The sequence below is a fragment of the Streptomyces sp. UW30 genome, assembly GCF_008042075.1.
Taxonomy (GTDB): Bacteria; Actinomycetota; Actinomycetes; order Streptomycetales; family Streptomycetaceae; genus Streptomyces.
This window is the reverse complement of sequence record NZ_RDBN01000053.1, coordinates 751,571-775,759: the sequence shown is the minus strand read 5'-3', so window position 1 is coordinate 775,759 and position 24,189 is coordinate 751,571. Positions and strand designations below refer to the sequence as shown.

Annotated in this window: 16 protein-coding genes, 1 other RNA gene and 1 pseudogene; 9 read left to right on the top strand and 9 right to left on the bottom strand. The window is 71.9% G+C overall.

Annotated elements, in window-relative coordinates:
* The 8 genes and pseudogenes from EAO75_RS37745 to EAO75_RS37710 all read right to left on the bottom strand — a co-directional run.
* A pseudogene (locus EAO75_RS37745) lies at window positions 1-761 on the bottom strand (hypothetical protein); the annotation flags it as partial.
* Between the two features lie 72 nt (window positions 762-833).
* On the bottom strand, window positions 834-2,996 hold the full coding sequence (locus EAO75_RS37740) for a bifunctional glycosyltransferase family 2 protein/CDP-glycerol:glycerophosphate glycerophosphotransferase (RefSeq protein WP_147999614.1): 2,163 nt from the start codon (window positions 2,994-2,996) through the stop codon (window positions 834-836).
* Window position 2,997: 1 nt separating this feature from the next.
* Complete coding sequence (locus tag EAO75_RS37735; RefSeq protein ID WP_147999613.1) at window positions 2,998-5,196, bottom strand: CDP-glycerol glycerophosphotransferase family protein; 2,199 nt, start codon at window positions 5,194-5,196, stop codon at window positions 2,998-3,000.
* Between the two features lie 182 nt (window positions 5,197-5,378).
* Window positions 5,379-6,395, bottom strand: a complete 1,017-nt coding sequence (locus tag EAO75_RS37730; protein WP_147999612.1) for a glycosyltransferase family 2 protein — start codon at window positions 6,393-6,395, stop codon at window positions 5,379-5,381.
* Between the two features lie 170 nt (window positions 6,396-6,565).
* Window positions 6,566-7,480 (bottom strand): carbohydrate ABC transporter permease, encoded by a 915-nt coding sequence (locus tag EAO75_RS37725; protein WP_147999611.1) that lies wholly within the window; start codon window positions 7,478-7,480, stop codon window positions 6,566-6,568.
* On the bottom strand, window positions 7,477-8,823 hold the full coding sequence (locus tag EAO75_RS37720) for a carbohydrate ABC transporter permease (RefSeq protein ID WP_410092646.1): 1,347 nt from the start codon (window positions 8,821-8,823) through the stop codon (window positions 7,477-7,479). Before EAO75_RS37720 ends, EAO75_RS37725 begins: the two co-directional genes overlap by 4 nt.
* Window positions 8,824-8,827: 4 nt before the next feature.
* Window positions 8,828-10,210, bottom strand: coding sequence for an ABC transporter substrate-binding protein (locus tag EAO75_RS37715; RefSeq protein ID WP_147999610.1), 1,383 nt, complete (start codon window positions 10,208-10,210; stop codon window positions 8,828-8,830).
* A gap of 268 nt (window positions 10,211-10,478) precedes the next feature.
* Window positions 10,479-14,015 (bottom strand): FHA domain-containing protein, encoded by a 3,537-nt coding sequence (locus EAO75_RS37710; RefSeq protein ID WP_147999609.1) that lies wholly within the window; start codon window positions 14,013-14,015, stop codon window positions 10,479-10,481.
* 374 nt (window positions 14,016-14,389) lie between these two features.
* On the opposite strand from EAO75_RS37710, the gene EAO75_RS37705 reads away from it, so the two are divergent.
* The 4 genes from EAO75_RS37705 (at window position 14,390) to EAO75_RS37690 (ending at window position 19,524) form a co-directional block, all read left to right on the top strand.
* The gene (locus tag EAO75_RS37705) at window positions 14,390-16,072 is read left to right on the top strand and encodes a serine/threonine-protein kinase (protein WP_147999608.1); all 1,683 of its coding nucleotides are present in this window, start codon (window positions 14,390-14,392) and stop codon (window positions 16,070-16,072) included.
* A 127-nt stretch (window positions 16,073-16,199) separates the two neighbouring features.
* Window positions 16,200-17,441 (top strand): serine/threonine-protein kinase, encoded by a 1,242-nt coding sequence (locus tag EAO75_RS37700; RefSeq protein WP_147999607.1) that lies wholly within the window; start codon window positions 16,200-16,202, stop codon window positions 17,439-17,441.
* Window positions 17,442-17,498: 57 nt separating this feature from the next.
* Entirely contained in the window at window positions 17,499-18,605 is a 1,107-nt protein-coding gene (prfB, locus tag EAO75_RS37695; RefSeq protein WP_147999606.1) for a peptide chain release factor 2, read from the top strand.
* A 295-nt stretch (window positions 18,606-18,900) separates the two neighbouring features.
* Complete coding sequence (locus EAO75_RS37690; RefSeq protein ID WP_147999605.1) at window positions 18,901-19,524, top strand: LPXTG cell wall anchor domain-containing protein; 624 nt, start codon at window positions 18,901-18,903, stop codon at window positions 19,522-19,524.
* Between the two features lie 108 nt (window positions 19,525-19,632).
* On the opposite strand, the gene EAO75_RS37685 is transcribed toward EAO75_RS37690, so the two are convergent.
* A complete protein-coding gene (locus tag EAO75_RS37685; protein ID WP_147999604.1) occupies window positions 19,633-19,824 on the bottom strand; it encodes a hypothetical protein in 192 nt (63 codons plus the stop codon).
* Window positions 19,825-20,144: 320 nt separating this feature from the next.
* On the opposite strand from EAO75_RS37685, the gene ftsE reads away from it, so the two are divergent.
* From ftsE to ssrA, 5 genes are all read left to right on the top strand, one after another.
* Complete coding sequence (gene ftsE / locus EAO75_RS37680) at window positions 20,145-20,834, top strand: cell division ATP-binding protein FtsE (RefSeq protein WP_147999603.1); 690 nt, start codon at window positions 20,145-20,147, stop codon at window positions 20,832-20,834.
* Between the two features lie 35 nt (window positions 20,835-20,869).
* Window positions 20,870-21,787, top strand: a complete 918-nt coding sequence (gene ftsX, locus EAO75_RS37675; RefSeq protein WP_147999602.1) for a permease-like cell division protein FtsX — start codon at window positions 20,870-20,872, stop codon at window positions 21,785-21,787.
* 68 nt (window positions 21,788-21,855) lie between these two features.
* Window positions 21,856-23,022 (top strand): S41 family peptidase, encoded by a 1,167-nt coding sequence (locus tag EAO75_RS37670; protein ID WP_147999601.1) that lies wholly within the window; start codon window positions 21,856-21,858, stop codon window positions 23,020-23,022.
* Between the two features lie 59 nt (window positions 23,023-23,081).
* Window positions 23,082-23,624, top strand: a complete 543-nt coding sequence (smpB, locus tag EAO75_RS37665) for an SsrA-binding protein SmpB (protein ID WP_261989662.1) — start codon at window positions 23,082-23,084, stop codon at window positions 23,622-23,624.
* 117 nt (window positions 23,625-23,741) lie between these two features.
* Window positions 23,742-24,110: a transfer-messenger RNA gene (gene ssrA / locus EAO75_RS37660) on the top strand.
* Window positions 24,111-24,189 lie beyond the last annotated feature (79 nt).

Below are 24,189 nucleotides of genomic sequence, written 5' to 3'. Positions count from 1 at the left end.
CGCTGCCACCCGGCGACGAACGCCACCGCCCCCGACACCGCGGCCGCCGCGGTGATCGGATGGATCAGCAGGACCAGCCCGTACAGCGCGCCCAGCCCGGCGTACCCGGCGACCGCGGGCAGTCCGCTCGGCCCGACGTACCGCACCGGCCCCTGCCCCCGGGCCCGCGCCCCCGTCCAGGCCCAGGCCCAGAAGGTGAGCCCGATGGCGAACGCCGACGGGTAGCCGAGGTTGCCGGTCATCGACATCAGGCTGAGGTAGCCGCTCGACCAGGCCCGCTCGGTCCCCCACAGCAGGGTCATCGTCCCCAGGGCGAGCACCGGCGCCCACGGCCGCGGCGTCAGCACCCGCACGAAACGGCCGATGCCGGTCAGCAGCACCACCAGGTTCAGCACACCGGCCAGCCGCACCACCTCCCAGCCGCCCAGCCCGGTCAGCCGGGCGAACACGCCCTGCGCGAGCGCGTACGGCGAGTAGTACGGGCTGCCCGCGCCCGGCAGGTCCGCCATCGGGTGGCGCGGATGGAGCAGATCCGCCTTCAGGCGTTCCACGACCGCCGCGTGCTGGCCCGCGTCGCAGCACAGCGGCACGGCCCAGTACGCCAGCAGCATCACCAGGAAGAACGCAAAGCCGAAGACCTGGTACGGCGTCGGATGCGGGCCGCGGCAGCCGCGCAGCGCGGTGGCACCGCGCACCGTCCCCTGGGCGAGAGTGCTGACGGCCGCCTTTCCGACGTGGGAGGTTGCATCGGTTCGGGGCATTTGCCGTATGTTCCCGGTCGGGTCAACGGCATTGCCTCACGTCACCTCATCGGGTGAGCCGGTCGGCGGGCGTCAAGAACCCTGCATCAGCGTCCGTACGACCCGCTCGGCGGCCCGTCCGTCGTCGAACTCGCAGAACCGCTCCCGGAACCCCTGCCGCAGCCGCGCCGACTCCCCGTCCTGCCAGGTCCCGGACGCGAACAGCCACGCCAACTCCCGGTACGAGCACGACACATGACCCGGCGCGTCGGCCGTGATGTCGAAGTAGGCGCCCCGGCTCGCCGTGTACGCCCCCCAGTCGTCGGCATGGATCACGATCGGCCGGTCCAGGTTGGCGTAGTCGAACATCAGGGCGGAGTAGTCGGTGACCAGGACGTCGGCGGCGAGCATGACGTCCTCGACGTGCGGCTCGTCCGTCGCGTCGATCAGCACGCCCCGCCGGTGCAGATCGGCCAGGCCGAACCCTCGCGCGATGCCCTTCGCCAGCGACGGATGCAGCCGGACGACGAGCGTGTGCCCCGAGCCGAGGTCCCGGGCGAACCGGGCCAGGTCGATCCGGTCGACATGGCCGCCCCGGCGGTACTCGCGGCGGGTCGGCGCGTACAGCACCACGGTGTGCCCGGCCGGGACGCCGAGCCGCGCACGAGCGGCCTCACCGGCCTCGGCACCCGCGTTCACCAGCACGTCGTTGCGCGGGCTGCCCGTCCGCGCCGACGCGAAGTGACACGGGTACGCCCGCTCCCACACCAGCTCCGAGTGCCGGTTGGCCACCAGGCTGTGGTCCCAGCGGTCGGCCCGCCGCAGCTTCTTCGGCACGTCGACGCCGTGCCGGGCGCCGGGCCTGGTCAGCAGGTCGGCCGCCATGTACTTGAGCGGGGTGCCCTGGTGGGTGTGGATGTGGACGCTGCCGGGGCGCTTGGCGAGGGTGTCGGGCCAGGTGACGTTGTTCACCCAGTACGTGGCCCGTGCCATGACCTCGTGGTAGCGCCGCGAGCCCGGCGTCACGAAGTCGATGCCGGGCTTGAGTGTGTCCACGGCGTCCTCCCGGACCACCCACACACCCCTGATGTGCGGGGCGATCTCGCCGGCCTTGGCATGGATCGCCGCCGGATCGCCGAGCACGCCCCGGTGCGAGAACGCCGAGTACACGGCCAGCCGCGGATCGAGCGGCGGCTTGGACCGGGTGGCGTACCAGGCGCGCAGGGTCCGCTGCGTCGCCGCCCCCGCCACCCGCCGCCCGCCCTTGCCGACCGCCGCACGCACCTCGCGCAGACCGCGCGCCATGGCGTACGACGTGTACGACGCCGTCGCCGGCAGCCGCATCTCCTCGCCGCGCCGGCCGTCGGGCGGGGTGAAGCCGCCGGGCAGGTGGCGGGCGTGGAAGGAGCGGATCGCGCGGTAGAAGTCCGGCCGGTGACCGAGCCGCACCCGGTCCTCGCGCGCGAGCACGAACAGCATGTGGTCCAGGGCCCGTTCGAACAGCAGCGGGCGGGCCCACGCGAGATCCGGGCGCCCTTCGAGGAACGCGAGCAGGCCCTCGTACTGGGGGAAGATGTCGAAGTGCCGCCGCCTCGGCGTCCTGGTGATCGCGCCCTGCCGGTGCTGCCGGTGCTCGACCCCGATCCGCTCCAGACAGGCGACGCGGTCGGCCAGCACCATCGAGCGGTAGGTGACGGGCGCGTCCTCGTACAGACCGGGGGCGTAGGCCAGCTCGTGCTTGAGGAAGAAGTCACGCCGGTAGGCCTTGTTCCAGGCCACCGGGAACAGGTGCAGATACTCCGGGTTCTCGCGGACACTGACCGTGCCCGTGCCGGCCGCCGCCAGCAGGTCCGCCGCCGAACTGCGCCCGCCGCGGCCCCACCAGTGCGTGCGCACATGGTCGAAGACCAGGATGTCGGGGTCGTCGGCCGCCTCCAGACGCGCGGCGACCGCCTCCAGCAGGCCCGGCGTGTAGTGGTCGTCGCCGTCGAGGAACAGGACGTAGTCGCCGCTCGCCTCCACCAGACCGGCGTTGCGGGCCCGGCCGGGACCGACGTTCTCCGCCAGGTGCAGCACGCGCACCCGGGCGTCGCGGGCGGCGTAGCCGTCCAGGACGGCCGGGCAGCCGTCGGGGGAGCGGTCGTCGACGGCGATCACCTCGAAGTCGGTGTACGACTGCCCGAGCACCGAGTCCAGGCACTCCCGCAGGAAGCCCTGCACCTTGAACACGGGGACGATGATGCTGAAGCGGGGCACGTCAGCTCCTCACGAGGGTCGTCGCGGCGGGGGCGGGGCTGCGCTCGGCGAGCGGGACCACCGGCGGCAGCGCCTCGGGCGGCTCGCCCAGCAGCACCCGGCGCACGACCCGCTCGGCGGCGCGCCCGTCGTCGAACTCGCAGAAGCGCTCCCGGAACGCGGCGCGCAGGGCCCCGGCCTCCTCGTCCGCGTACGACCCGTCGCGCAGGAGGGCCGCCAGCTCGCCCGGCGTGCGCGCCACCCGGCCCGGCGGCGCCTCCATCAGGTCGAAGTAGACGCCCCGCAGCTCCCGGTAGACGTCCCAGTCGTCGGCGTACACGACGATCGGCCGGTCCAGGTTGGCGTAGTCGAACATGATCGACGAGTAGTCGGTGATCAGCGCGTCGGCGGCCAGGCACACGTCCTCGGACGAGTGGTGCCCGGTGACGTCGATGACCCGGCCGGCCCCGCGCGCGCCGCCCCGGTCGTAGAAGTGGTGGGCGCGCAGCAGCACGACGTACTCGTCGCCGATCTCCTCGCACAGCGCCTGAAGGTCGAGGCCCGGCTCGAAGCCGGTGGCGTGGTCGCGGTGCGTGGGCGCGTAGAGCAGTGCCCTCTTGCCCTCGGGGACACCGAGTTCGCCGCGCACCCGCGCGACGTCGGCGGCGGTCGCCGTGCAGTAGACGTCGTTGCGCGGACAGCCGTACTCCAGGGTCTCGTACGCGGCGGGGAAGGCCCGCTCCCACATCTCGGTGGAGTGCCGGTTGGCGGACAGGCTGTAGTCCCAGCGGTCGACGCGGGCCGGCAGCCCGGCGAAGCCGCCGGTCGCCGCCGCCACCGGGTACGTCGCCCGGTCGGCGCCCATCTTCTTCAGCGGAGTGCCGTGCTGGGTCGACAGATGGACACTGCCCCTGCGCTTGACCACGGCGTCCGCGAAGTCGGCGTTGTTGATCAGGTACTTGGCGCGGGCGAGGACGTCCCAGTACTCACGGCTGCCGATGACCGCGTACTCCACGTCCTTCGGCACGGTGTGCGCCCGGTCCGCCTCGACCAGGAACACCGAGCGGATGTGGGGCGCAAGCTCGCGCGCCTTGGCGTGGATCGCCGCCGGGTTGCAGACGTAGCCGCGGCCCCAGTAAGCGCAGTACACGGCGAGGTTCCGGTCCAGCCGGCGCCGCAGCTGACGCCGGTACCGCAGCCGGGTGCGCAGCCCGCGCGGGCGCGGCACACCCGAAGCGGCCCTCGCCACCGCCTGGTTGGCCCCGCGCAACGCCCGGAAGGCCAGGTAGGACCCGCTCGCCAGCAGCCGGTGCTGCACCCCGAGGCTGCCGGCCGGCGTCCGGAACCCGGCGGGCCGGTAGCGCCGGTACAGCCCGCTCGCCCGGCGGAAGAAGGCGCGGCGCCGGCCCGGCAGCCGGCGCGGATGGGCGGCCGTCTTCAGCACCGCCGCGAAGAGCTGCTCGAACAGCGGCCCGAGCCGCTCCCCGGACAGCCCCTGCTCGGCAGCCTGAGCGAGCACCAGCTCGGCCTGGTCGAGCAGTTCGAAGTGATGCTCCCCGGGCAGGTCCAGCCGGCTGCCCTGCCGCCGCAGCAGATGCCGTACGACGACCTGGCGCAGCACCGCCACGCGCTCGGCGCTCAGCACGACCAGGCCGCCGAAGCCGACGTCGGTGAAGTGGCCCGCGGGGAAGGTGAGGTGCCGCTCGGCGAGGAAGGCACGCCGGTAGGCCGCACTCCACGCCGGCAGCCGCACCCCCGTCAGCTCCGGGGCCCGCTCGGGCGGGAAGACCCCGTCCGGCGTGCCCGCGAGCACCGGCGCGGCCGGGTTGGTCGGCTCGCCCACCCACCACGGGGTCCGCTCGTGCTCGAAGTACAGGACATCCACGTCACCGGTCTTGCCCAGCCGGGCGTCCAGCGCCGCCAGGGCGCCCGGCACCAGCACGTCGTCGCCGTCCAGGAACAGCAGCCAGTCACCGGTCGCGGCCCGCAGCCCGGCGTCCCGCGCCCCGGCCCTCCCCGCCACCGGCGGCGAGTGCACGGGCGCCACCCGGCAGTCCCGCTCGGCGTACCCGGTGGCGACACCCGCCGTCGGTGCGTCAGGGCCGTCGCAGACCGGGATCAGCTCGAACTCGCCGAAGGACTGGGCCAGGACCGAATCCAGCGCCTGGGACAGCCGCCCCGCGACCCCGTGGGACGGAACAACGATGCTGAAGCGGGGCATACTGCTCTTTCTGTCGATGCTCTGTCGATGTTCTGGCGGCCGTAATAGGGGAGGAGGCCGGGGGGCCTCAGCCGGCGCGACCACGGCCGGGCCGCCCCGCGGGACGCACGGTGGGCGGCCGGCTCGGTGTGGGCCGTGACGGGCTGGAGGGCATACGGACTCCTCTTCGGTGGATACGCCGGTCAGCGTCTCTCGGTGACGGCCACGGGCCCCGCGGGGTGCGGCAGGGGCGCGAGCGGGATGTGCGTGAGCGACGCGGCCGGCGACGGCACGGGGTGGCGCTTGTCGAGCGGTACGACGGACGGCTTGCCGGCCTCGCCCAGCACCACATGACGGCCGTCGTCGTACGGGCAGAAGCGCTCCCGGAACGCCCCCCTCAGCCGGGCGGAGCGCGAGCCGCGCCAGTGACCGGTGGCGAAGATGTCGATCAGCTCGTCCGCACCGCGCGACACCGCGCCCGGCGGGGAGGAGTGCAGGTCGAAGCAGGTGCCGCGGGCCGCCCCGTACGCCTCCCGGTCGTCGGCGTGGATCACGGCGATCCAGGCCGTGCGGATGTGCGGGGCGTGCGCGCGGAACGCCTGCTCCAGGGCGCCCGGGTGGCAGCCGTGCCCACGGACGCCGTGCGCGGCGAAGACGGCGCGGTTCACGCGCACCGGAAGGCAGCGCTGGAGGCGGTAGTGCAGCCGCAGCGCACCGGCGCGCAGCCGCTTCAGCAGCCGGCCGGTGACCTTGGCGGTCCGGCGGACCAGGGCCGCCGTCAGTTGCAGCGCGTGACGGATGCGGTGCAGGCCCAGGCGGACGAGGGTGTAGTGGACGCGGGTGCGCGCCGGCACCGGGACGCCGGGGGAGTGGTAGCGGCGGTAGTACGTCCGGGCCCTGCGCAGGAAGGCGGCGCGGCTGCGGCGCGGGAGGCGGCCGCGCCGGGCGAACACCACCAGCGGATGGTCCACCATCCGCCGCAACAGCAGCGGGCGCCGGCGGACGAGTTCCGGGCTGGCGTCGACGTAGGCGAAGACACGGTCGTACTGCTCGAAGATGTCGAAGTGCCGCGGGCTGACCGTGCCGCAGGCGTCCGGTGAGCAGTCGTCGACGGCGATCAGTTCGAGATCGGGGTACGACTGTGTGAGCACCGATTCCAGGCACCCGGGCAGGTACGCCTGCACCTTGTACACGGGGACAATGACACTGAACCTGGGCAAGGGGCATCCATCGATCGGTGCGGGCGTTCGGCCCGGGAACGGCCGATGGAGTGACTTGGTTACGCGTCCTCAGGCATACGGGGGACCGTGAGTGACCGGCAGGGGGCGGGCCGGTGTCGTCCCGCCCCCTTGGGCGTGTCGCTCTCGCGCAAGCGTCCCGTGTTCTGCGGCTACTTGACCGCGCCCGCCATCACGCCGGACACGAACTGCCGCTGGAACGCGAAGAACACGACCAGCGGGATCACCATGGAGATGAACGCGCCGGGCGCCAGGACGTCGACGTTGTTGCCGAACTGGCGTACCTGGGTCTGCAAGGCGACCGTGATCGGCTGGCTGTCGGCGTCCGTGAAGATCAACGCGACCAGCATGTCGTTCCACACCCACAGGAACTGGAAGATGCCGAGCGCGGCGATCGCCGGACCGCCGAGCGGCATCACGACACGGAAGAACAGGCGCAGTTCACCGGCGCCGTCCAGCCGTGCCGCCTCCAGCAGCTCCCTCGGGATCTCCGCGAAGAAGTTCCGCAGCAGGAACACCGCGAACGGCAGCCCGAAGCCGACGTGGAAGACGATCACGCCGATCAGGGACCCGAAGATGCCGATGTTGCCGAAGAGTTCGGCGATCGGGATCAGCGCCACCTGCACCGGCACCACCAACAGGCCGACCACGCCCAGGAACCACCAGTCGCGGCCCGGGAACTCCATCCACGCGAACGCGTATCCCGCGAGCGAGCCGATGACGACGACGAGGACCGTCGCCGGGACCGTGATCAGCACGGTGTTCAGGATCGAGTCGGTGATGTCGCTGTTGCCGAGCAGCTTGTCGTAGCTCTCGAAGGTGAGTTGGGAGGGTTTGCTGAAGACCTCCCACCAGCCGCTCGCGGTCATCTCCTGCGGCGGCCGCAGTGAGGAGATCAGCAGCCCGATCGTCGGGACCAGCCAGAACAGGCCGACGAGGATCAGGAACACCCGCACCAGCCCGCCGCTGACGAAGGAGGCGATCCGACCGCCGAGGGACTGCTCGCCCTTGACGACGGTGAGCGCCTCGGGCGCCGCCTTGGTGAGCCTTCCGGCATCCGTACTCATCGCCGTCCCTCCCGCCTGAGCCGACGGACGTTGAACCACATCACCGGGATCACGAGCAGCAGCAGGAACACCGAGATCGCGCTCGCGATGCCCGGCTGGTCCTCGGAGAAGCCCTTGCGGTACAGCTCCAGCGCGAGGACGTTCGCGTCGTCCTGGGAGGAGCCCGGGGCGATGATGAAGACCAGGTCGAAGATCTTCAGGACGTTGATCATCAGGGTGACGGTGACGACCGCGAGGACAGGCGCGAGCAGCGGCACCGTGACCTTGCGGAACACCTGCCACTCGTTGGCGCCGTCGACCCGGGCCGCCTCCAGCAGATCGCGCGGGATGGCCGCGAGGCCGGCCGCTATCAGCACCATCGCGAATCCGGCCCACATCCAGATGTACGACCCGATGATGGACGGTGTGACGAGGGACGGGCCGAGCCAGTCCAGGCCGTTGTACGGCTCCTTGAAGTTGTCCGCGGGGAGCTTGAGCCGGGCCCCGTCGGCGGCGGCCGGCAGGGTGAACGTGCCGTCGTCGGCCGCCTTCGTGGACGCCACGACCTTGCCGTCCTTGACCGCCTCGATCGTCATCCCGGCATAGCCCAGCTCGGCCGCGTCGACCCCGCCGAGCGTGCCGACGCCCTTGCCGCGCGTGAAGTCCTGCCAGGTCGTGCCGGTGACCTTGCCGGACTCCGCCTTCGGCTGTACGGCCTTGTGCGCGTCGTCCGGCATCCGGTCGGGGGCGACGCCGACCAGGGGCAGGGCGACCGGGGTGCCGGCGCTGACGGTGGCCTTGGTGATGAAACCGCCGCCCGGCGCGGCTTCGAGCGGCGACTCCCGGCCCGGGTGGGCCTTCGGGAACGCGGACGCCTGCGCGAACGTGTCATGGACGCCCACCCACACCGCGTTCGCCACGCCCTTGTCCGGGTCCTGGTCGTACACGAGCCGGAAGATGATGCCGGCGGCCAGCATCGAGATCGCCATCGGCATGAAGACGACCAGCTTGAACGCCGTGCCCCAGCGCACCCGTTCGGTCAGCACCGCGAAGATCAGACCGAGCGCGGTCGCGACGGTCGGGGCGAACACCACCCAGATGATGTTGTTCTTCAGGGCGGTGCGGATGCCGTCGTCCGTGAACAGGGCCTCGTAGTTGTCGAGTCCGGCGAAGCCGTCGCCGGACTGGTCGTAGAAGCTGCGGATCAGCGAGTACCCGATCGGGTACACCACGAGCGCGCCGAGCAGCACCAGGGCGGGCAGCAGGAACAGCGCCGCCACGGACCTGCGGGTCCCGGTCACACTCTTGCGCGACTTGGGTGCGGCAGGGGGCGCGGTGCCCCCCGCCGCTTCCGCGGACGCCATGGCGTCAGTTTCCGTACGCCGCGGCCGCGTCGGACTCCAGCTGCTGCTGGGTGCCCGCGATGTCGGACGGGTTCTTCAGGAAGTCCTGCAGGGCCTTCCACTCGCCCTTGCCGGGGGTGCCGCCGAAGGCCTGCGGGGCCTGGTCGGACATGTCGAAGCGGAAGTCGTCGCCGGAGTCGATGAGCGCCTTGGCGATCTTGCGCTGCACCTCGTTCGGATACGCCAAGTTGTCCACGTTCTTGTTCGGCGAGAGGTAGCCGCCGAGCTTCGCCTGGATCGTCGCCGCGTCCGGGGAGGCCAGGAAGGTCGCCAGGGCCTGCGCCGCCTTGGAGTCCTGGAGGATGACGGCCGCGTCGCCGCCGGAGACGACCGGCGCGGTGTCACCGACGGTCGGGAACGGGAACACCTTCGCGTCCGTGCCGACCGCCGCCTTCGCCTGGGTGATGTTGACCTGCGCGAAGTCGCCCTCGTAGACCATGGCGGCCTTCGGCTGGTCGCCGCCGGTGAAGACCTGGGTGACCGAGGCCGGGAAGTCCGTCTGCAGCGCGCCGTCCGCGCCGCCCGCCACATAGTCCTTCTTGCCCCACACCTGGGCGAGTGTGGTGAGCGCGTCCTTCACGGAGGGGTCGGTCCACTTGATCTCGTGCTTGGCGAGCTGGTCGTACTTCTGGGGACCGGCCTGGGAGAGGTAGACGTTCTCGAACCAGTCGGTGAGGGTCCAGCCCTCCGCGCCGCCCACGGAGAACGGCGTGACACCGGAGTCGTAGACGGTCTGGGCGGCGGTGAGAAGCTCGTCCCACGTCTTGGGCTCGGTGGCGCCCGCGTTCTCGAAGACCTGGGCGTTGTACCAGATCAGGGACTTGTTGGCGGCCTTGTAGTAGACGCCGTACTGCTTGTTGTCGACCTTGCCGATGTCCTGCCAGCCCGGTGAGTAGTTCTCCTGCAACTCCTTGACCGCGTCGGCGCCCAGCGGCTTGGCCCACTTCTTGTCCACGGCCTGCTTGATGGCGCCGGGCTGCGGGAGCATCGCGATGTCCGGCGGCTGGCCGCCCGCGACCTTCGAGCCGAGGAAGTTGATGATCGGGTCCTGGGCGGGCACGAAGGTGATCTTGGCGCCGGTGCGCTTCTCGAACTCCGCGAGGACCTTCTTGAAGTTCGCCTGCTCGGCACCGGTCCATACGGCGGCCACCTCGAGGGATTCGCCGTCCAGCTTGGGAAGGGTGACGGTTTCGGCGGACTCCTGGCCGGATCCGCCCTGTTCGTTTCCGCTGCCGTTGGCGTCGTCGCCACCGCATGCGGTGAGCGAGAGTGCGAGGGCGCCCGCGAAGACGGCTGCCGCGGTTCTGGCGGCCCTGCGTGTCCGGTTCTTGCTGCTCGTGCTGCGCATCACTGCCCCGTTCTTCGTGCCTCGTCGAACGTTCGAGCGCTGTCCCGTGTGATCTGGTCTACGCCCTGGGTTTGGGGGCGGCAAGACCGCGTCCGCTGTCAAGCAGGAGATCGTGACCGCCTCGTGACCAGGTGCCCAGCGTTGGGGTGAGCGTCGCTGAGGGCCGCGCCCCCACACCCCCGCCATCGGCCTGAACGGCCTCGTCCTCAATCTCTCCCGGGCACTTCGAGCAGGGGAACCCCCGGACGGGCTGAAATGCGCACGGGCGTCACAGCAGTGACGGCACCTCAGCCGCCGCCACCTCCCGCGCCGCCCGCTCCACCGCACTCGCCAGCAGCGCCAGATCCGTAGGACCGTTGCCCAGCTCGCGCACCTGACGCCGGGCCGGCGGATCGCCCATCCGGTGCCACTCCAACGGCACGACCGTCGGCCGCAGCGTCGCCGTGCGGGGGATACGCCCGGTGACCCGGCCGCCCTGGAACGGCACCGCTCTGCCGTCCGCCCAGGTCAACCGTCCGCGCCCCGGCGCCGGTTCGTCCGGGCCCGCGGCCACCGCGTCCAGCGTCACCCGCAGTGTCGCCCGACGCGCCGGCTCCGAGTCCGCCGTACGGCCACCGACCGCCGTGGCGGCCACCAGATGCACCCCGAGCCGCTCGCCCTCGCGCGCCACGGCTTCCAGTGCTCGTATCACCGAGCCGGCCGCCGGCCTGCCCGTCGACCCCAACGCGGGGGAGATCAGGGCGTCCAGGTCGTCCACGACCACGACCAGCCGGGGCAGCGGGGGTACGGCCTCGGCCTGCCGACGCCCCGCCCCCGGCCGTAGCCGCAGTGTGGAACTGGGCGGGGTGTCCAGATCGCCCGTGAGGTCACCGGCCGTGCCGCTGCCGGCCGCCGCCGCGCGCTGCGCGACCATCCGGCCCGACAGCTCACGCCCCGTGTGCCACTCGGCGAAGTCGGACCGCCCGAGCAACTCGGCCCGCCGCTTCAGCTCGGCGCTCAGCGACTGGGCGAACTCCCGCATGCGGACGGGGTCGTTGGCGGTCAGGTGCGTGCTCACATGCGGTATGTCCGTGCACGCCCGCAGTCCCTCGGCGTGCGCGCCGCCCGTGCCGACGCTGTCCCGGCCGTCGATCAGCACGACGCCGAGCCGGTCCGGCCGCTCGGCCGCCGCGAGCGAGGCGACGACGGCCCGCAGCAGCTCCGTACGCCCGCTGCCGGGCGGGCCCTCGATCAGCAGATGCGGCCCGTCCACGCCGAGGTCGGCGCTCACCGGTCCGCGCGGCCCGGCCCCGAGCACGGTGCAGGCGCGCCCGCCGAGGGCCTGGGGGTCGTCGGCCGCGTCGGCCCACCGCGCCATCAGCGACGCGGGCGTGGCCCGGGCCAGCCCCAACTCGTCGAGCAGCCGCGCCGCCTGGGGCAACGGCACGGACACACGCGCGTGCCGCTCGCCGGCGCCGCCCTCCGTGCGCAACGGCGCCAGAGCCCGTGCGAACCGCTCCGACCAGGCGAGCGAAACGGCGTCCACCGCGGCGACCGTGCCGTGCCCGACGGGTCCATGGGCGGGAGCGGCGGGATCGAGCAGCTGAGCGGCGCCGTCCCACGCTGCGCCGTCCGCCGGCCGCTCACGGCCGACGGCGCCCTGGTCGGCGGCCCCGCCGCGCGCCACCCGCAGCAGCCGCAGCGCCGTCGCCACATCACCGCTGAGCAGCGCGACCGCACCGCACTCCCGGAACGTCGGCGACACCGTGCACGCCGCCTCGTACGTGTCCGTCACCGGCGACGCGGGCGACGCCGCGGCCGTCTCCGCGAGGCACACGACGTGTATCCCGGCCCGCGGCCCCTCCAGCGCCAGCCGTGCCACCGCCTCGCGCACGTCGGCGCCGCCGGGGTCGCCGTCCACGACGACCACGGTGTACGGCCCCGCGAACCCGAACGCCGCCGCCGCCGGGTCGTCGTCCCGCGCCCACGAGGGGCGTCGAGCGGCGCGCTGAGCCGGGACCTGGCCGTCCGCCACGACCTCGGCCGTGCCATGGCCCGCCGTGCCCCCGCCGCGCGGCGCCGTCTCCGCCGTCAGGTCCTCCAGCCGCCGCAGCAGCTCCTGCGTACGGGCCGTCGCCTGTTCGCGGTCGTAGGCCACCAGCAGGCGGCAGTCCTGGCCGTGCCCGGGGCGGACATGCGGGAGCCAGCCCAGCCACGCCCACTCGGCGGTGCGCTCCTGAAGGGGACGCGCGCGGTCCACGCTGAGCAGGACCACTTCCAGGGCGTCGGGCGAGTGCAGTGCGGCGAGCTGGGCGAGCACCGCGCGGGCCAGCCCGGTGAGCCGCTCGCGCGGACCGGCCAGGCCCAGTGCCCCGACCTCCCGCAGATCGGCGGTCACCGGCACGGAGGGCAGCAGCCCCGAGCCGTCGGGTGTCGCCCGGTCGGCCGTGCCGAGCCGCACCGTGAGCGCCTCCGCATGACCGGGGGCGCGCTCCCACAGCCGGGGGCCGGGACCCAGGGCCGTCAGCAGCAGCGACGCCGGGTCCGGCCAGGTCTCGGGCATCCGGGGGCCGCCGGCCGCCGTGAGCTGCCCGGACTCCTGCGCCGGCTCGTCCTCGTCGTACGCCCCGTCCGGGGCTTCGTCCTGCTCCGCGCGCCCTCCGGCCAGCCGCCGCGCCCACGCCGTGAGCCCGCCCCGCCTGCGCACACCCTGCGGTACGTCGGTGCCCCGCAGCGGGGTGCCCTTACGGCTGCTGCCGCCCGCGCCGCCTTCGGAGAGATCGGTCCCGGCGGCCGTGGAGGACGGCTCACCGGTGCCTTCGCCGCCGTGTCCCGCGCCGAGCGGGCCCATGCCGAAGCCCGCGCCATGGGTGTCGCCGCCGCGCGGTCCCGGGAGCCGCCTCCCGGCCCCGCCGGATTGCCGTTCGATCCGCGGAGCCCCGCCCTGGACCGGCACGATCGGCGGCTCGACGGGATCGTGCTCCTGAGCGGCGGACCGGTCCGCCGAGTGCGCGGCCGGGTCGCCGCCGTCCGCCACGCGCGCGTGGAGCACGGCCGTGTCCTGCGGCACTCGCGGGCGGACGTCGTCATCATGGTCGCCCCCGCCGGGGACGCGGACATGCCCCTCCCCGTCCGGCTCCGTGCTCACCCGGGCGCCCGGACCGCCGGCCGGAGTCAGCCGCAGGGCCGACTCGCCGATCCGCAGCAGCGCGCCCGGCGCGAAGCGCACCGGGCGGGTGGTCAGACGGGCGCCGTCCAGCGTCGTGCCGTTCGTCGAGCCGAGGTCGGCGACCGAGACCCGGCCGTCGGCGGCGACCGTGACCGCGCAGTGCAGCCGGGAGACGTCCGGGTCGTCGAGCGGGACGTCCGCGTCGGCGGAGCGGCCGATGCGGATCTCGCCGCCGTGCAGCAGATGGACACCGCCCGCGTCCGGGCCCGCCACCACATGGAGCTGGGTCGGGGCGTCGTCCAGCTCGGGGTGGGGCTCGGGGGCCGCCGGGGCGCCCAGGGACAGCACCGCGCCGTCCGTCAGCGGGGGCTCGCCGAGTGTGCTGCGCCGGTCGTCGAGCCGCTCCGCGCCCGCGTACAGCACGACCGGGCCGCCCCCGCGCTCTGCCTCTCCCCCACTCTCGAATCCGCTCGAGCGGGAGGTGCCCCCAGGACGGGAGGTGCCCCCGTCGGCGGACACCGCCGAGGCGAGCGCCGACGCCACCGCGGCCAGGGCCGTGCCCGCGGGCGCCGTGACCAGCACGTCGCAGCTCGCGGCGCGGCTCCGCGCCGGGGAAGGCAGGGCCAGCGGGTCTACGACGGTCAGCCGGATCTGCATCGGCGTCAGCGGTCCCTTCTGCGCGGGCGCGGACCAGCGCCCGTCGGATGGACGGGCCCTCCCCACCCCACACGAGCACATCGGCCAGTACGTCAGGCATCCTCGCACCTGCCACTGACAACGCGCCCCCCGCCCGAAGGCAAGTGATCTTGATTGGTCGGCTCTGCCCGCAAAAGTGCCTGACAGTTGACCCGCGGGCGATCGCTTGAGATCGGTCACGTCCGCTTGCGGCAACCACAAGACAGAGCCGAGCGTCTTTCCTTCGAACATGTACGGGACGCCGTACGTAAGACGCACAGAATGAGGACAGGCCGGTGCCCCGGGGCACGGCACTACAGTGGGTCGGAACGTAGGCAAGCAGCAGGGAGCGCGACGTGCGGCCGGTAGGCAGCAAGTACATCCTCGAGGAGCCGCTGGGCCGTGGCGCCACGGGGACCGTCTGGCGAGCCCGCCAGCGGGAGAGCGCGGGCGCCGAGGCGGCCGTGCAGGGGCAGCCGGGCGAGACCGTCGCGATCAAGGTCCTCAAGGAGGAGCTTGCCAGTGACGCCGACATCGTCATGCGGTTCCTGCGGGAGCGGTCCGTACTGCTGCGGCTGACCCACCCGAACATCGTCCGGGTCCGTGACCTGGTCGTCGAGGGTGAGCTGCTGGCCCTGGTCATGGACCTCATCGACGGCCCCGACCTGCACCGCTACCTGCGTGAGAACGGCCCCCTGACCCCAGTCGCCGCGTCCCTGCTCACCGCCCAGATCGCCGACGCGCTCGCCGCCAGCCACGCCGACGGCGTCGTCCACCGCGACCTGAAGCCCGCCAACGTCCTGCTCCAGCAGAACAACGGCCAGATGCACCCGATGCTGACCGACTTCGGCATCGCCCGCCTCGCCGACTCCCCGGGCCTGACCCGCACCCACGAGTTCGTCGGCACGCCCGCGTACATCGCGCCCGAGTCCGCCGAGGGCCGCCCGCAGACGTCCGCCGTCGACATCTACGGCGCCGGGATCCTCCTCTACGAACTGCTCACCGGACGCCCGCCGTTCGGCGGCGGCTCCGCCCTGGAGGTCCTGCACCAGCACCTCAGCGCCGAGCCGCGCCGCCCCTCCACGGTCCCCGACCCGCTGTGGACGGTCATAGAACGCTGCCTGAGCAAGAACCCCGACCGGCGGCCCAGCGCCGAGAACCTCGCCCGCGGCCTGCGCGTCGTCGCCGAGGGCATCGGCGTGCACGCGAACTCCGCGCAGATCGCGGCGGCCGAGGGTGTCGCCGCGCTGCTCGCCCCCGACCCCACGCCGGCCCCTGTGCCGGGCTCGGCCGACCCGACCCAGGTGCTCCAGCACGGCGCGGGTGCGTACGACCCGAACGGCGCGACCAGCGTCCTGCCGCACACCGGCGCCCCCGGCGCCGCCGACCCCACCGCCGTCCTGCCGAACACGGGCGGTCCGGGTGGCCGAGGCGCCGCCGACCCGACGGCCGTCATGCCCCCGATGCCACCGGGACAGCCGGGACAGCCCGGCCCCGAGGACCCGCACCCCTGGCAGAACCAGCTGCGCGCGGCCCGGGACCGCAACGAGCAGACGCAGGTCCAGTACCTCGACCCCAGCCAGGACCCGCTGCGCCGCCGGCCCCAGCGCCAGGTGTCCCGCCCGCAGCAGCCCCAGCAGCCCCAGCAGCGGCCGCCGCAGCACGGGCAGCAGGGCGGCTACGGCCATCCGCAGCAGCACCAGCCGCAGCCGTACGCCCCGCCGCGCCAGCCGCAGCAGCAGCCCCAGCGGTACGCACCGCCGCCGCCCGCGCCGGAGCCGCAGCGCCCCCAGCGCGAGCCGCGTCAGCGCAGCGCCAACCCGATGCGGATCCCGGGGCTCGGCTGCCTCAAGGGATGCCTGTTCACGATCATCATCCTCTTCGTCGCGGGCTGGCTGGTCTGGGAGCTGAGCCCGTTGCAGGAGTGGATCGGCACCGGCAAGAGCTACTGGGACCAGCTCTCCGACTGGTTCACCACCGTGACCGGCTGGATCGGGGACCTGGGCGGGAGTTCGGGCGGCGGCTCCGGCGCGAACTGACCGGAGGCCGTGCGGCTGCGCTGGTTTGGTTATTTGTCGACACCTGGCGGGTGATTTCCGCCCGGGCGGTGAAGGTTGGCTCCTCGGACGCGTAGTTTTAGCGACACACGCGTCGGTAGGAGCAGTCTTGGCACGGAAGATCGGCAGCCGGTACACCGCCAACCAGATCCTGGGGCGGGGCAGCGCCGGCACGGTGTGGCTGGGTGAGGGGCCCGAGGGGCCCGTCGCCGTCAAGCTGCTGCGCGAGGATCTGGCGTCCGACCAGGAACTCGTCGGACGCTTCGTGCAGGAGCGGACGGCGCTGCTCGGCCTGGAGCACCCGAACGTGGTCTCCGTACGCGACCTGGTGGTCGACGGAAACGACCTCGCCCTCGTCATGGACCTGGTCCGCGGCACGGACCTGCGCACCCGGCTCGACCGGGACCGGCGGCTCGCGCCGGAGGCTGCCGTGGCGATCGTCGCGGACGTCGCGGACGGGCTCGCGGCGGCGCACGCGGCCGGGGTCGTGCACCGGGACGTCAAGCCGGAGAACGTCCTGCTGGACATGCAGGGCCCGCTGGGGCCGGGCGGCTCCCACCCGGCCCTGCTGACGGACTTCGGTGTGGCGAAACTCATCGACTCACCGCGTCGTACCCGCGCCACGAAGATCATCGGCACGCCGGACTACCTGGCGCCGGAGATCGTGGAGGGCCTGCCCCCTCGGGCGGCGGTCGACATCTACGCGCTCGCCACGGTCCTGTACGAGCTGCTGGCGGGCTTCACACCGTTCGGCGGCGGCCACCCGGGCGCGGTGCTCCGGCGCCACGTCACCGAGACGGTCGCCCCCCTGCCCGGCATCCCCGACGAGCTCTGGCAGCTGATCGTGCAGTGCCTGGCGAAGGCGCCCGCCTCGCGGCTGCGGGCGTCCGAGCTGGGCGTGCGGCTGCGCGAGCTGCTGCCGCTGATCGCCGGGATGCCTCCGCTGGACGTGGACGAGCCCGACGCCGAGCCCGAGGAGGACGAGGCCCCGGCCGCCGAGGAAGCGGCGCCGCAGGGGGAGCGGGTGCGGCGCAGGGGCGCGGTGCCGCTCGTGCCGGGCGCCAAGCCTGCCGACTCCAACCGGGACACCCATACGTCGATGAGGGTGCCGGCACCCGACGAGCTGGCCGGCGGTGCGCGCGGTACGGCCCGGGTGCCGAGGGCGGCCGGAGCCCCGCGGCCGGGCTCGGCCCGCCATCGGGCCGCCACCCGCAGACGCCGGGTCGCGCTGGGCGCGGCGGCGGTGGTGCTGGTGGCCGCGGCGGGCGTGGGCGCGTGGCTGGCCACCTCGGACGACGACGCCGGCGCAACGCCCCAGGACACGAACAACACGGCCCCGGCAAACCCGTAGCGTCCTCGCCCCTGCCGCCCGGACCTCGCCGCTTGGCGGAGCCGTTACGCTGGAGGCGTGGCAGTCGTCGATGTATCCGAAGAGCTCAAGTCCCTCTCCTCGACCATGGAGTCGATCGAGGCCGTTCTGGACCTCGACAAGCTGAGGGCAGACATCGCCGTGCTCGAGGAGCAGGCGGCCGCGCCGTCCCTGTGGGACAACCCGGACGAGGCGCAGAAGATCACCAGCAAGCTGTCCCACCTCCAGGCCGAGGTGAGGAAGGCCGAGGCCCTGCGCGGGCGGATCGACGATCTCGCCGTGCTTTTCGAGATGGCCGAGGAGGAGGACGACCCGGACACCCGTGCCGAGGCCGAGTCCGAGCTCACCGCCGTCCGCAAGGCGCTGGACGAGATGGAGGTCCGGACGCTGCTCAGCGGTGAGTACGACGCCCGTGAGGCGCTCGTCAACATCCGCGCCGAGGCCGGCGGTGTCGACGCCGCAGACTTCGCCGAGAAGCTGCAGCGGATGTACCTGCGCTGGGCGGAGCAGAAGGGCTACAAGACCGAGGTCTACGAGACGTCGTACGCGGAAGAGGCCGGCATCAAGTCGACCACCTTCGCCGTGCAGGTGCCGTACGCCTACGGGACCCTCTCCGTCGAGCAGGGCACCCACCGCCTCGTGCGCATCTCGCCCTTCGACAACCAGGGCCGCCGACAGACCTCCTTCGCGGGCGTCGAGATCCTTCCCGTGGTCGAGCAGACCGACCACATCGAGATCGACGAGTCCGAGCTGCGCGTGGACGTGTACCGCTCCTCCGGCCCCGGCGGCCAGGGCGTGAACACCACCGACTCCGCGGTGCGGCTGACCCACCTCCCCACCGGCATCGTCGTCTCCTGCCAGAACGAGCGCTCGCAGATCCAGAACAAGGCGAGCGCGATGAACGTGCTCCAGGCCAAGCTGCTCGAGCGGCGTCGCCAGGAGGAGCAGGCCGCGATGGACGCCCTCAAGGGCGACGGCGGCAACTCCTGGGGCAACCAGATGCGTTCGTACGTGCTGCACCCCTACCAGATGGTCAAGGACCTGAGGACCGAGTTCGAGGTCGGCAACCCCGAGGCCGTTTTCAACGGTGAGATCGACGGTTTCCTCGAGGCCGGAATTCGCTGGCGCAAGCAGCAGGAGAAGTAAGTTTGTCGACAAGGCAACTGTCGCCGTCCCGGCGGCAGTTGCCTTTTGTGTGCCTGCATGTCTGGGTTTTACATCACACTCACAGCTTCCAACCCATAGCAAAGAACCCGTACTTGGACATCGCGCGCGCAACGGCCTTGACGTTGTCTTGAAAAATGGGAAGGGTAAAGCGTGGCATGCGTATCTCTGGGGCGCATGTGAACCGGGGGGCTCTAGTTTCTACTACCTCCGTCGATCACGGCCTGCCCCGGAGCGATGCCTCACTGACGATTCGGCTACTGGGGGTAGCAACCAAATGACGAAGAAGACGCGGATCCGTATCGCGCGCCTCGCGGCCGGTGCCGTGATCGCGGCCGGCGCCTCGCTGACCGCTGCGGGTGCCGCTTCTGCCGCGGAGGCCGAGGACAACTGCCTGCTCGGCATCCTGTGCGCGGACGAGGACCCGACCGAGCCGCCGGTTCCCACCGACCCGCCGACTGACATTCCCACGGACATTCCGACGGATGTCCCGACCGACGTGCCCACGGACCCGACGGACCCGACGGTCGAGCCGACCGAGCCGCAGGAGCCCACCGAGGACCCGACCACCGACCCGACCGACCCGGGCAACGGGAACGGCAACGGTAACGGGAACGGCAATGGCAACGGGAACGGCAACAACGGCGGGGGCAACAACACCGACCCCGACGGTGGCGCCTCCACCCAGGAGGAGGGTTCCTCCTCCCTGACCGACACCAACACCGACAGCACGGGCACCGGCGCCAGCGCCGCCGCCCAGGGCGGCGGCGACGAGCTCGCCGAGACGGGTGCCGCGCAGACCACGTTCCTGCTGGTCGGCGCCGCCACCATGATCGCCGGTGGTATCGGCTTCCGCGTGCTGCCGCGCCTCGCCGGTGGCCGTGGCGGAGCGGCTGCCTGACGGTAGCCGAACGTCTACGCCGTGTGACTGACGTCGTACGGCCGAGGGGCCCGGAGCGTGCTTCGCTCCGGGCCCCTCGTCATGTCCGCGTACGGTGTGTGCGCCGCCCTAGGCGGTCTGGTGCGCCAGCAGGGCAACCGCCGCGATCAGCACTGCCAGCAGGGCGATCAGCGTCATCGGGTTCAGGCCCGCGAACTGGTTCTCCTGCTGAAGCCGCTCTCGGTTCGCCCGGCACACAGGGCAGCGGCCCTCACTCACGGGCGCGGCACAGTTCGCGCACACCAATCGGTCGTACGTCATGCGCCACCCTCCTTGCGAGTTCCCTCCGGGGGTTCAACGGGTTCAGCCCCGAGAACGTTCCCCCCTCCACTCTGCCAGGTTCCTGCGGATGCTGCGTCGGGTCGCTTCCACAGGGGGTGGCCGGGCCTGTGTCGTGGCTCTGCGTCGTGGTTGCTCGCGCAGGTTCCCGCGCCCCTTTCGGGGTGCTGCACCGCCGGCCATCAACTGGCAACCAGCGACAAAAACGCACAACCCTCCCGCAACCCSTCTCGGTGACTGCGCCCCCACCCCGGTTCGCGTATGGTCACGCTCATCTACCCCCGGCGACCCGTGGTGCATCCGTGATCCGATTCGACAACGTCTCCAAGGTCTACCCCAAGCAGAGCCACCCCGCACTCAGGGATGTGTCCCTGGAAGTGGAGAAGGGCGAGTTCGTCTTCCTCGTGGGGTCCTCCGGCTCCGGAAAGTCCACCTTTCTGCGGCTGATCCTCCGCGAGGAGCGGGCCAGCCATGGGCAGGTGCACATTCTGGGCAAGGACCTCGCGCGCCTCTCCAACTGGAAGGTGCCGCAGATGCGCCGCCAGCTGGGGACGGTGTTCCAGGACTTCCGGCTCCTGCCGAACAAGACGGTCGGCGAGAACGTCGCCTTCGCGCAGGAGGTCATCGGCAAGTCGCGCGGCGAGATCCGCAAGTCCGTGCCGCAGGTGCTCGACCTCGTCGGGCTCGGCGGCAAGGAGGACCGGATGCCGGGCGAGCTGTCGGGCGGTGAGCAGCAGCGGGTGGCCATCGCCCGCGCCTTCGTGAACCGGCCCAAGCTGCTCATCTGCGACGAGCCCACCGGCAACCTCGACCCGCAGACCTCCGTCGGCATCATGAAGCTGCTCGACCGGATCAACCGGACGGGTACGACGGTCGTGATGGCCACGCACGATCAGAACATCGTGGACCAGATGCGCAAGCGCGTCATCGAGCTGGAGAAGGGCCGCCTCGTCCGCGACCAGGCACGCGGCGTCTACGGCTACCAGCACTGACCCGACCCGTCCCGGAAAGGCCTGAAAGAGACGCCATGCGCGCCCAGTTCGTACTGTCCGAGATCGGTGTCGGTCTCCGCCGCAATCTGACGATGACCTTCGCCGTCATCGTCTCCGTCGCCCTGTCGCTCGCCCTGTTCGGCGGGTCGCTCCTGATGAGCGACCAGGTCAACACGATGAAGGGCTACTGGTACGACAAGGTCAACGTCTCGGTCTTCCTCTGCAACAAGAGCGACGCCGAGTCCGACCCCAACTGCGCCAAGGGCGCGGTCACCGAGGACCAGAAGAAGGAGATCCTCGCCGACCTGGACAAGATGTCGGTCGTCGAGAAGGTGACGTACGAGTCGCAGGACCAGGCGTACAAGCACTACAAGGAGCAGTTCGGCGACTCGCCGCTGGCCGCCTCGCTCACGCCGGACCAGATGCAGGAGTCGTACCGGATCAAGCTGCAGGACCCGGAGAAGTACCAGGTCATCGCGACCGCCTTCGACGGGCGCGACGGCGTGCAGTCCGTGCAGGACCAGAAGGGCATCCTGGACAACCTCTTCGGGCTGCTGAACGGCATGAACTGGGCCGCGCGGGCGGTGATGGCGCTGATGCTGGTCGTCGCGCTGATGCTGATCGTGAACACGGTGCGCGTCTCCGCCTTCAGCCGGCGCCGCGAGACCGGCATCATGCGGCTGGTCGGCGCCTCCGGCTTCTACATCCAGGCGCCGTTCATCATGGAGGCCGCGGTCGCCGGGCTCATCGGCGGGACGGTCGCCTGCGGGTTCCTGGTGGTCGCGCGGTACTTCATCATCGACCACGGCCTGGCCCTGTCGGAGAAGCTGAATCTGATCAACTTCATCGGCTGGGACGCGGTGTTGACGAAGCTGCCGCTCATCCTCGCGACAAGCCTGCTGATGCCGGCTTTGGCGGCGTTCTTCGCGCTGCGCAAGTACCTGAAGGTGTGACCAACGCCAATGGGGCCGTACGGGCAAGGCGCCGTACGGCCCCATCGCGTTGTCCTAGACTCACCGGCATGTCAGGTCGTGACCTGTTCTGTCAGCCCCGCCGCTTCGGCCGCGGGGCCGCCCTGACATTGGTCTTCGCCAGCGTTCTGGTCGCCGGTGCCGCGACCGGCTCGCTGCCCGGCCCTGACCGGAAATCCCCGGCGGGTACGGCCCGTTCGGCYGCCTCCGCGGGCCGGCAGGAGGACGTCGCCGAGGCGGCCGCCGAGGCCATGGCCGCCGGCCAGTCCCCCGTGGAGGCCGCCGAACGGGCGGTCAGCCGCAGCGGGGACCGCTGGGGCGCCGTCTACTCCCAGGGCGAGTACGAGGAGTTCGAGGAGGCCCTCGACGGCGCGTACACCGGCGTCGGGCTGTGGGCGCGACGCGAGCGCGACGGCCGTATCGAGGTCACGAAGGTGCGGGCGGGGTCGCCCGCGGCCACCGCCGGGATCCGCGCAGGCGACCGGCTGAGCAGCGTCGACGGCGCGAAGGTCGACGGGCGCCCGGTCACCGAGGTCGTCGCCTTACTGAGGGGCGACACGACGGACGCGGCCGCCGGTACGGCCGTGAAACTGGGGCTGCAGCGCGGCACGCACGCGTGGGACCTCACACTGCGACGCGCCCGGCTGTCCGTCGACCCGGTCACGGTGAGAGAACTCGCCGGCGGGATCACCGTCATCAGGATCGCCTCCTTCACCAAGGGCGCCGGCGCCGAGGTCCGCGACGCCGTACGCCGGGCCCCGGCCGCCACCGGCATCGTCCTCGACCTGCGGGGCAATTCCGGCGGCCTGGTCACCGAGGCCGTCACCGCCGCCTCCGCCTTCCTCGACGGCGGCCTCGTCGCCACCTACGACGTCGACGGCGACCAGCGTGCCCTGCACGCCGAGCCCGGCGGAGACACCGGCAGGCCCCTCGTGGCGCTCGTCGACGGCGGCACCATGAGCGCCGCCGAGCTGCTCACCGGAGCCCTCCAGGACCGCGGCCGCGCCGTCGTCGTGGGCACCCGCACCTTCGGCAAGGGCTCGGTCCAGATGCCGAGCCGCCTGCCCGACGGCTCCGTCGCCGAGCTGACCGTCGGCCACTACCGCACCCCCTCCGGGCGGGCCGTCGACGGCCGGGGCATCACACCCGACCTGGAGGCCGACCGGGGCGTCCTCGGGCGGGCCGAGACGGTCCTCAGCGGCCTGGGCGAGTCGTAAATCGGCTTTCCGCGCACCCCCTCCCTAGTGCGAAAATGGACGGCACTATGAGCAAGGGAATGTACGTACCCAAGGAGTCCCAGCCCAAGCAGGGCGGCACGGCCGCGCAGGGCAGGGACGGTGAGAAGGGCGGCAAGCGCAAGATCGTCGCCCAGAACAAGAAGGCCCGGCACGACTACGCGATCATCGACACCTTCGAGGCCGGCCTGGTGCTCATGGGCACCGAGGTCAAGTCGCTGCGCGAGGGCCGGACGTCGCTGACCGACGGCTTCGTCCAGATCGACCGGGGCGAGGCGTGGCTGCACAACGCCCACATCCCGGAGTACCACCAGGGCAGCTGGACCAACCACTCCGCGCGCCGCAAGCGCAAGCTTCTCCTGCACCGCGAGGAGATCGACAAGCTGGAGGCCAAGTCCCAGGAGACGGGTCACACCATCGTGCCCCTCGCCCTGTACTTCAAGGACGGCCGGGCGAAGGCCGAGATCGCTCTGGCCCGAGGCAAGAAGGAGTACGACAAGCGCCAGACCCTGCGCGAGAAGCAGGACCGGCGGGAGTCGGACCGGGCGATCGCTGCGGCGAAGCGCAAGCAGCGGGGCGCGTAGGGCTCGACGGCCTGGGAATACGGTGGCATCGGTGTGCGCTGGTCACGTACGATGGCACTGCACCTCACAGAGGGTGCGCCTCTCTCCGGTCTCCGGAGAGGATTGAAAAAACAACATGGGGATGATCGGTTTCGACAGCGGCTGTTGAAACAGGGGAAGCGTGTCGAGGAAGCGGCAATGATCTCGTAAACCATATGTCGCAAAAAATAATCGCCAACACCAAGCGCGATTCCTTCGCCCTCGCTGCCTAAGTAGCGACTTGCGAAGTGTCAGCCCGGGGCTGTTCCCGACCCGGATCCTGGCATCAGCTAGGGAACTAAACCTTGATCCCGGTCACGGGGTGAAGAGGGAAATCTAACAGTGACTGGGCCCGTCGGCGACTTGTTCGCGTGATCGCCGGGGCCGAGAAAATCACAGCGAACTGCACACGGAGAAGCCCTGATTCTGCACCGTTGGACGCGGGTTCGATTCCCGCCATCTCCACGATCGGGAGGTTTCCGGACCTCCCTAACCCATGTGGGCAAAGGCCCCGCCGCCTCCGGGCAGCGGGGCCTTTGTCATGCCG